9 protein-coding genes and 1 pseudogene are annotated in these 8,629 nt (G+C 62.3%); 8 read left to right on the forward strand and 2 right to left on the reverse strand.

From position 1 onward, the window contains the following. The 4 genes and pseudogenes from EN893_RS09770 to EN893_RS09785 form a co-directional block, all read left to right on the forward strand. A pseudogene (locus EN893_RS09770) lies at positions 1–286 on the forward strand (proton-conducting membrane transporter); the annotation flags it as partial. A 178-nt stretch (positions 287–464) separates the two neighbouring features. After that, positions 465–1,610 (forward strand): aminodeoxychorismate synthase component I, encoded by a 1,146-nt coding sequence (locus EN893_RS09775; RefSeq protein ID WP_127268300.1) that lies wholly within the window; start codon positions 465–467, stop codon positions 1,608–1,610. Next, on the forward strand, positions 1,559–2,221 hold the full coding sequence (locus EN893_RS09780; RefSeq protein WP_127268299.1) for an aminotransferase class IV family protein: 663 nt from the start codon (positions 1,559–1,561) through the stop codon (positions 2,219–2,221). The genes EN893_RS09775 and EN893_RS09780 overlap by 52 nt, the downstream gene beginning before the upstream one ends. A 12-nt stretch (positions 2,222–2,233) precedes the next feature. Further along, positions 2,234–3,175: a DUF3445 domain-containing protein gene (locus EN893_RS09785; RefSeq protein ID WP_127268298.1), complete on the forward strand. Its 942-nt coding sequence runs from the start codon at positions 2,234–2,236 to the stop codon at positions 3,173–3,175. Here EN893_RS09785 and EN893_RS09790 read toward each other — a convergent pair. Next, the gene (locus EN893_RS09790) at positions 3,172–3,615 is read right to left on the reverse strand and encodes a hypothetical protein (protein WP_127268297.1); all 444 of its coding nucleotides are present in this window, start codon (positions 3,613–3,615) and stop codon (positions 3,172–3,174) included. The genes EN893_RS09785 and EN893_RS09790 overlap by 4 nt on opposite strands. A 127-nt stretch (positions 3,616–3,742) precedes the next feature. Next, entirely contained in the window at positions 3,743–4,072 is a 330-nt protein-coding gene (locus EN893_RS09795) for a hypothetical protein (RefSeq protein WP_127268296.1), read from the reverse strand. Between the two features lie 210 nt (positions 4,073–4,282). Here EN893_RS09795 and EN893_RS09800 point away from each other — a divergent pair, with 210 nt between their 5' ends. From EN893_RS09800 to EN893_RS09815, 4 genes are all read left to right on the forward strand, one after another. Further along, positions 4,283–5,314, forward strand: a complete 1,032-nt coding sequence (locus EN893_RS09800) for a substrate-binding domain-containing protein (RefSeq protein WP_164749020.1) — start codon at positions 4,283–4,285, stop codon at positions 5,312–5,314. A 231-nt stretch (positions 5,315–5,545) separates the two neighbouring features. Further along, entirely contained in the window at positions 5,546–6,991 is a 1,446-nt protein-coding gene (locus tag EN893_RS09805) for a homospermidine synthase (protein ID WP_127272620.1), read from the forward strand. 183 nt (positions 6,992–7,174) lie between these two features. Next, complete coding sequence (locus EN893_RS09810; RefSeq protein ID WP_128361517.1) at positions 7,175–7,552, forward strand: hypothetical protein; 378 nt, start codon at positions 7,175–7,177, stop codon at positions 7,550–7,552. A gap of 187 nt (positions 7,553–7,739) precedes the next feature. Further along, positions 7,740–8,629 (forward strand): metallophosphoesterase (locus EN893_RS09815; protein WP_206640098.1); only part of this gene is annotated, 890 nt, incomplete at its 3' end.

Genomic DNA, 8,629 nt, shown 5'->3' on the forward strand with positions numbered 1-8,629 from the left:
AGCCAAGCCAGCAGCCGGCCCAGCATCCGGAAAGCCCGACAATCTGCGCCGGCTGATCGGTATCGGTCCGGTCAACGAGAAGCTGCTCAAGGCGCAAGGCGTCACCAGCTTCGCCCAGATCGCGTCCTGGACCGCCGCCGATGTCAAACGGATCGAGGACGTCATGAATTTCGACGGCCGCATCGCGCGCGAACGCTGGATCGAGCAAGCCAAGCTGCTCGCCGCCGGCAACGAGAAGGAATTCGCCAAGCAGTTTCCAACAGCCGGAACCCTCAGCAACAGCTGATCGCCGGCAAGAACCGAGACTACAAACGGCGGCGCCATATCGGCGCCGCCGTTTGCTCTTGGGCCCTGGGTTGGCCCTGAGGTCGGCTTTGAGAGGCAGCGTGCCGTTCCCTCGATTGCGCGCGAGCGGCACCCCATATAGAGCGGTTGATGGCTTCATAGACCGCAGCACGAGTCCCATGTCCCTGCCCGCCGCAATTTTTCGCAATGACAAAAGCGCGCGCCAGCTCGTTTTCGACCGGCCGGCCGATATCATCGTGGCGCACGAAGCAGGGGATTTCGAACCGGCTCTGGAAGCAGCACAAGCCGCGCATGATGCAGGCAAATGGCTTGCCGGCTATTTCTCGTATGAGGCGGGCTACCTGCTCGAACCCAAGCTCGTTCCCCTGCTGCCGAATGAACGCCGGGCCCCACTCGTGTGCCTTGGGGTTTTCGATGCCCCGGTCGAAGAGGCGGTGCCGCCGCGCGACACCACGGCGACCAACGGCCCGATCTTCGACGCCCGTGCGACGTGGTCGCCGGAGGATTATGAAAAACGCTTTTCGCGGCTGCACCAGCACATCCGGCAAGGTGATTGCTACCAGGGCAATCTGACCTTTCCCGTGCATGCGCAATGGTCAGGCGAGCCGCTGGCCGCCTTCGATGCATTGACGGAACGTCAGCCGGTGAAATATGGCGCGCTGATCGCGCTCGGTGAACCCATCGTGCTGTCGCGCTCGCCTGAACTGTTCTTCGAGATCGACGCCGAGGGCATGATCGAGACGCATCCGATGAAGGGCACGGCGCCGCGCGGCGCCACCAAGGCCGAAGACGAGCGGCAGAAGATCTTCCTGCGCAATGACGAGAAGAACCAGGCCGAAAACCGGATGATCGTCGATCTCCTGCGCAACGATATCTCGCTGATCAGCGAGGTGGGCACGCTGGACGTGCCGGCGCTGTTCCGCATCGAGACCTACCCGACCGTGCATCAGATGGTAAGCGACGTCAGGGCCAAACTGCTGCCGGGTCTCTCTATCCGCCAGATCTTCGCGGCGCTGTTTCCTTGCGGTTCGATCACCGGCGCGCCTAAGATCCGTGCCATGGAGATCCTGCGCGACCTGGAAGGCACGCCCCGCGATGCCTATTGCGGCGCCATAGGCTGGATCGCGCCCGGCGGCCCGATGCGCTTTTCCGTGGCGATCCGCACCATCTCGCTCTTTTCGGGCGGCGAGGCCGTCTACAATGTCGGAGGCGGCGTCGTCTTCGATTCGACGGCGCAGGAGGAGTATCAGGAGTGTCTGCTGAAAGCGCGCTTCGCGACGGGAACACCGCCGACTTTCAGTTGATCGAGACCATGCGCTGGGAACCCGGCCCGGGCTTCCTGCGCTTCGATCGCCATCTTGCGCGCCTCTATGGCTCGGCGGCGGAGCTCGGCTTCCGCTGTGCTCCAGGCAAGGTCGGCGAGGCACTGAGCAGCGCGGTCGGCGGTTCCGGCGTTGCCATGCGCACGCGGCTCGTCCTGTCGCACGATGGTGAGGTGGCGGCCTCGGCGCAGCCTTATGAACCGCTCGCCGCCGACAAGGTCTGGATGCTGCGGCTGGCGCGGACGAGGCTCGATTCGCACGACACGCTGCTGCGCCACAAGACCAGCCGGCGGCAGCTCTACACGCGTGCCCGCGCCGAACACCTCATCACCCAGGCCGACGAGGTGCTTATGGCCAACGAGCGCGGCGAGATCTGTGAAGGCACGATCACCAATGTCTTTGCCGATCTCGGCGACGGCGTGCTGGCCACGCCCCGGCTCGACTGCGGCCTGCTGCCTGGTGTATTGCGCGCGCAGCTTCTGGATGAAGGCCGCGCCCGCGAAGCGATCTACAGCTTGGACGATCTGAAATCCGCCAAGTCCCTGTTCGTCGGCAATTCGCTGCGCGGACTGATCCCCGCAAGACTGACCTGAAACAGGACGACTGTGCCCACTCACACGCCCCCAGAGCATACGCTCCCCACCCACACGCCCTATGACGGCTCGTCGAAACTGTTCAGTATCGGGCTGAAGCCGCTCGATCCGGCGGACTGGATCGAGATCGACGGCCATCTGCTGCCGTATCTCGCCGAAAAGCACCGGCTCTATGCCGAAATCCCAGAGCGCGTTTTCGTCGAGGAGGACGGCACGCGCGATGCCCAGCAGGAAGTGCTCGACTTGCTCGCTGCGCATCTCCTGGAGAGGTTCCCCGAAACCCATCGGCTCGGCGGATCAGGCGTCGAGGTGGCGGGCGCGGCGGGCCGTCTGCCTGCTTCCCTCGCCGAGGCGCCGCTGGCTAAAGCCTCACAGCTCGTCCAGGAAGACCTGATCCTGATGCGCCGCGGTGACAGCGGCTGGCGGCTAGTCGCCGGCTCGCTCTGCTTTCCCTCGTCCTGGTCGCTCCTGGAAAAATTCGGCAAGCCGCTGCAGGACATCCACGCGCCGGTGCCGGGTTTCGGCCCGGGCACGCGTCCGGCGGAACTCATCAACCGGATGTTCGATGGCCTCCAGGGGCAGGCGGTCGAGCGCTACAACTGGTCGATCCAGTCCGACAACGCGCTCTATCATCCGCTCTCCGACCTGCAGCGCATCGACCGCGCCACCAACCGGCCGTCGCGCTTTCCCGATGGCGATATCGACGCTCATGCGTTCATCCGCGTCGAGCGGCAGACCCTGCGCAAACTGCCTGTTTCACGCGATATCCTGTTCACCATCCGCATCCATCTCGACCCGCTCGCCGTGCTGGCCAGGCACCCGGATCGGGCGAAGCTCGCGGCGTCTTTCGCCGCCCAGCTCGAAGCGCTCGATCTCGCCCAACTCGACTATAAGGGCCTGACATCAGACCGCGATCGGCTGGTCGACCGGCTCGGGGTGCTGGCGCTGTCCTAAATCGCGGCCAAGCCCAGCAGCAGGATCGCGGACATCGCGGTAAAGACGGTGACGTTGACATCCCACCGCCAACCCGCCGGTCCGAACGGCGGTCGGAATGGCAGGTAGCCGTTCTCGTCGTAGAGCACGCCGCCATAGATCGGTCGTGAGAGCATGGCCACGAAGAACGCTCCATACATGGCGACGCCCAATCCCCCGGCGAGATAGAGCCGCTCGGCTTGGAGTGGGCCTCCAATCCAGATAAGCCCCAGCGCAATCAGCGCGACTCCGGTGTAGCTCAGCACCTGCCAAACGACGTGAAACCGGGCGTGCGGAGTCCACAGCGGATTGGTGGCGTGGGTGGCGTTGAGGTCGGCTTTGATCGTCACCACACCGTAGCCCACGGTCGCGACGCTCAGCAGAATTCGGGCAAGCAGATGACTGTCGTAAGCGAGTTCCATCGCACTTTCCTCCTTCAATAGGGAAATCGATGACGGCAATTCAGCAGATCGTAATCCGAAGTACTTCAACTAGGAAACAGCAGTATGCCGGTCGATGCCGCACTTTGCCGGCCCCGACGCGGGAGCGTCACGCAGGCGAAACGGCTTGAATGGCGCCTTGGGCACAGAAGAGCTGCCCGTCGGCCAGCCGCGCATAGTTGTGGACGATCCCTTTCTCATGATCCTGCAACTGCACGATGAAGTTGCCGCTCTGCTCCGTCCAGCTCATGAGCACGAGGTTCGGGCGTACGCTGGTCATGTCGATCTTGACCACCTCGTCAATTTTGGTGGCTCCGATCGACGCCTGCACATGTAATTCCTCCGGCGAGAAAAACGTCAGCCGGGGTACGAACGGGCCGAAAACGCAGTCGAAAGTCTTACCGACAAGCGAGGCGGGAAAAACATTGGTTTCTGCCATAACACCCTCCCTGGGCGTGGCCGTTGGGACCAAGCCATTTGACGATCTTCGATGTTTCAGTCGCGAAAATGCCAGATACGCCTACTTGGAGCGCTCCAAGTGATACGATCCGCCCTTTCCACTTTCGAGTCAACAAAATTCTTGGAGCGCTCCAAAAAATGGTCTAACTGAAGGGAAACGGGGTGAATCGCAATGCCAACGCTAGCCGACGTGGGCAAGGCTGCCGGTGTCTCCCGGGGCACTGTTTCCAACGTCTTCAACCGGCCGGAACTGGTCAGGCCTGAGTTGCGCCAACGTGTCGAAGCGGCCGCGCGAGCGCTCGGGTTTGGCGGCCCCGATCCAAAGGGACGATTGCTGCGGGATGGCAAGTTCAATGCCATCGGGTTCATGCCGCCTGGCGCCTACGCCATCGCCGACGTGCTCAGAAGTCCCTATCTCCGCGAGTTGGTGCTGGGCGTTTCGCTCGCCTGCGACGAGGCCGGAACGACGCTCAGCCTTGTAAACGGCACCGATAATACCCGCATCGCCAATATCCGCGAGGCCCTGGTCGACGGCTTCATCCTTGGTCACAGCGCGGATATCGGCCTCATAACATCGGCACAACGGCGACGCCTGCCCTTCGTCATTCTCGAAAGCGACGCAGGTCCCGACATCAATTCGATAAAGATCGACGGCAGGAGGGGCGCGGTCGCTGCCGTCCGGCATCTGACCGGGCTGGGACACCGACATTTTGCCATCCTGTCCATACGGAGAACTTCAGGCCCTCCCATTGTGCACATGCCCGGACAGGCAAAGCGCCCGCTTCTTGCCGGCTTCTCACTCGATGACGAAAGGCTTGACGGTTTCAAACAGGGCTTGGCGGAGGCGAACTTGTCGATCGACGATGTCCCGATTATCGAGACGACGCCCGGCGATCCATCTGCTGGAGCGGTGGTGTTCGACAATGTGCCTGAAGCAACCGCGATCCTGACCATGTCGGATTGGCAGGCGATCACAATACTCGACGAGGCGGTTTGTCGCGGCATAGAGGTGCCGGGCCACGTGTCGGTCATTGGCTTCGATGGCACTGCTGAATCCGCGCGCACCACACCTCCGCTGACGACTGTCGCGCAAGACGTGATCGGAAAAGGCAGGCTCGCCGCCCGCATGGTTCTTGACAACCAACCGCCCCGCCAAGTCGTTCTGCCCGTGGAGTTGGTGGTTCGGGCGTCCACAGCTGCGCCGAGGGCAAAAATCCGTTGAACGGACGGGGCACGTCGCTTGCGCTTGGCAAATGAGCTAACTTTGGTTCGGGTAGAGCCATTCATCCACGGTTTCAGCCTTAACCACGTAGCCAACGCAGCTAGCCGCTGGTTGGCGCTTTTCGCTGGTTTGTGACAATGATCTGTGATGTAGCGCATGGCCGCCGGGCAAAAATCCCCGGCTTGCGCATGTTTTCCCAGTTTCCTGGGTTTTGAAGGAGTGCTCGATAAAATGGCGAATGAAAACTGGCCCGTTTACGGTGAGATCAGCGGCCCTGTCGTGATGATCGGCTTCGGCTCGATCGGCCGGGGAACGCTGCCGCTGATTGAACGCCATTTCCAGTTCGACAAGTCGCGCATGACGGTCATCGACCCGCGCGACACCGACCGCAAGCTGCTCGACGAGCGCGGCATCGCCTTCGTCCAGGAAGCGGTGACCGAGAAGAACTACAAGAAGCTCTTGACCCCGCTTCTGACCAATGGCGGCGGCCAGGGCTTTTGCATCAACCTGTCGGTCGATACCGGCTCGGTGGATCTGATGCGGCTCTGCCGCAAGCTCGGTGTTCTCTACATCGACACCGTCGTCGAACCATGGCTCGGCTTCTATTTCGACGCCAAGGCGGACAACGCCAGCCGCACCAATTACGCGCTGCGCGAGTCGCTGCTCAAGGAAAAGCACGACAAGCCCGGCGGCGCCACGGCGGTCTCCACCTGCGGCGCCAATCCAGGCATGGTCTCGTGGTTCGTCAAGCAGGCGTTGGTCAATCTCGCCACCGATCTTGGCCTGGAGTTCTCGGAGCCCGCGCAGGACGACCGCGAGGGCTGGGCCAAGCTGATGAAGAAGGCCGGCGTCAAGGGCATCCACATCGCCGAACGCGACACCCAGCGCGCCAAGAAGCCGAAACCGATGGATGTGTTCTGGAACACCTGGTCGGTCGAAGGCTTCATCTCCGAGGGCCTGCAGCCCGCGGAACTTGGCTGGGGCACACACGAGACATGGATGCCGAAGAACGCCAAGAAGCACAAGCACGGCTCGAAGGCAGCCATCTATCTGGAGCAGCCGGGCGCCAACACGCGCGTGCGCTCGTGGTGCCCGACGCCCGGCGCGCAATACGGCCTGCTGGTGACGCATAATGAGGCGATCTCGATCGCCGATTTCTTCACCGTGCGTTCCAAGAAGGGCAAGGTGCAATACCGCCCGACCTGCCACTATGCCTACCATCCCTGCAACGACGCTATGCTGTCGCTCGACGAGATGTTCGGCGCCGCCGGCAAGCCTCAGCCGGTGCATCATGTGCTCGACGAGAACGAGTTGATCGACGGCGTCGACGAACTCGGCGTGCTGCTCTACGGCCACGACAAGAATGCCTACTGGTACGGCTCGCAGCTGTCGCTCGCCGAGGCGCGCAAGCTGGCGCCCTACCAGAACGCCACCGGCATGCAGGTCACCTCGGCGGTGCTCTCGGGCATGGTCTGGGCGCTCGAAAACCCCGAGGCCGGCATCGTCGAAGCCGACGAGATGGACTACAGGCGGTGCCTGGAAGTGCAGTCCCAGTATCTCGGACCGGTCAAGGGCTATTACACCGACTGGACGCCGCTCGATAACCGCCCCGGCCTGTTCCCGGAAGACCTCGACCGGAACGACCCGTGGCAGTTCCGCAACATCCTTGTGCGATAGCAGCACCGCCTACCTGCCTCACCGCCTTGCAATCGCCCGGAAATCGGGCGATTGAAGGGATGCGGACCACAACGACACGCATTCATCTGGACGCATGTCGCTCTGGAAACTTGGATGCACGCCTCGTGCTTGTCGAAAATCGATTCCGGTTTTCGGGCCGATGCGAGAGGAGAGGATTTTCATATGATCATTGCGCGCAAAATTCTTTCGATGAGCGTGGCGGGTGCCATTGCGACGATGCTCCCCGCCTGTTCGACCAACGGCCCTGATGAACCGCCGATGGCAGCGGCGCCGAAAGGCGTCGAGGGCTCCTGGATCGACGCCAAGGGCACCGGCCTGTCGACCTTCGCCGGCGGTACCTTCACGACCGTGGCCACCGACACCGGCCAGAAGCTTGCCGACGGCAGCTACACGATGACCGGCGCCACATCGGTGCAGATCAACGGCACCTCGCTGATCCGCCAGACCGCGGTCAGCTTCAACTGCCTGATGGTGTCGACAAGCCAGCTCAACTGCACGAGTTCCAGCGGTCAGAATTTCGTGCTGACAAGGCGCGTCTGAGCCCGCGACCATTCGTTTCCAAGGACGGCGGCCGGTTGGCCGCCGTCCTTTTTTATGCCGGCAAAGGGGTCCCGGATTCCGCTTGCGTCATCCGGAACGCGATGGGAACATGGCCGAAGCGCCGGCTGTTATGTTCCAGTCAAGCAAGAGCGCTAGTGGCCTCTGATCGGCTTTCCGGGAGACGAAGATGAAGAAACTTGCCGCCATTGCAGCCCTGTCAGCCTCAGCACTCGGTCTGTCGGCCGGCGCGTCCTTTGCCGACTACACGCTGAACATCCTGCATATCAACGACTGGCACAGCCGCATCGAAGGCAACAACAAATATGAATCGACCTGCTCGGCGGACGAGGAAACCAAGGGCGAGTGCATCGGTGGCGCGGGCCGGCTGATCACCGCGATCGCCCAGGAGCGCAAGAAGCTGCAAGGCCAGAACGTGCTGCTGCTCAGCGCAGGCGACAATTTCCAGGGCTCGCTGTTCTACACGACCTACAAGGGCAAGGTCGAAGGCGAATTCCTCAACGACATGAAGTTCGATGCCATGGCCCTTGGCAACCATGAATTCGACGACGGCGAGGCGGCCCTGGCGCCGTTCCTCGACATGATCAAGTTCCCGGTGCTCGGCGCCAATGTGAAGGCCAACGCGCAATCCAAGCTCGGCGACCGAGTCAAGCCATCTGTTGTCGTCGAGGTCGGCGGCCAGAAGATCGGCATCATCGGCGCGATCACCAACGACACGCCGGACCTCGCTTCCCCCGGACCCAACGTCGCAATAGAGGATGACGTCAAGTCGATCACCGCCGAAGTCGAGAAGCTCAAGGGCGAAGGCGTCAACAAGATCATCGCCGTGACCCATATCGGCTACAGGCGCGAGCGCGACGTCATTGCCAAGATCCCGGGCATCGATGTCGTCGTCGGCGGTCACAGCCATTCGCTGCTGTCGAACACCGATCCGAAGGCGGAAGGCCCCTACCCGACGATGGTCGACAATCCGGACGGCTACAAGGTGCCGGTGGTGCAGGCGGCGTCCTACTCGAAATATCTCGGCGAGTTCAAGGTGGTGTTCGACGACAATGGCGT

This window comes from Mesorhizobium sp. M7A.F.Ca.CA.004.04.2.1, from assembly GCF_004022825.1.
Taxonomy (GTDB): Bacteria; Pseudomonadota; Alphaproteobacteria; order Rhizobiales; family Rhizobiaceae; genus Mesorhizobium.

Excerpts from the sequence above, each read along its gene's own strand:
- EN893_RS09775 (WP_127268300.1), top strand. The coding sequence starts at position 465 with ATGTCCCTGCCCGCCGCAATTTTTCGCAATGACAAAAGCGCGCGCCAG.
- EN893_RS09790 (WP_127268297.1), bottom strand. The coding sequence starts at position 3,615 with ATGGAACTCGCTTACGACAGTCATCTGCTTGCCCGAATTCTGCTGAGC.
- EN893_RS09795 (WP_127268296.1), bottom strand. The coding sequence starts at position 4,072 with ATGGCAGAAACCAATGTTTTTCCCGCCTCGCTTGTCGGTAAGACTTTC.
- EN893_RS09805 (WP_127272620.1), top strand. The coding sequence starts at position 5,546 with ATGGCGAATGAAAACTGGCCCGTTTACGGTGAGATCAGCGGCCCTGTC.
- EN893_RS09810 (WP_128361517.1), top strand. The coding sequence starts at position 7,175 with ATGATCATTGCGCGCAAAATTCTTTCGATGAGCGTGGCGGGTGCCATT.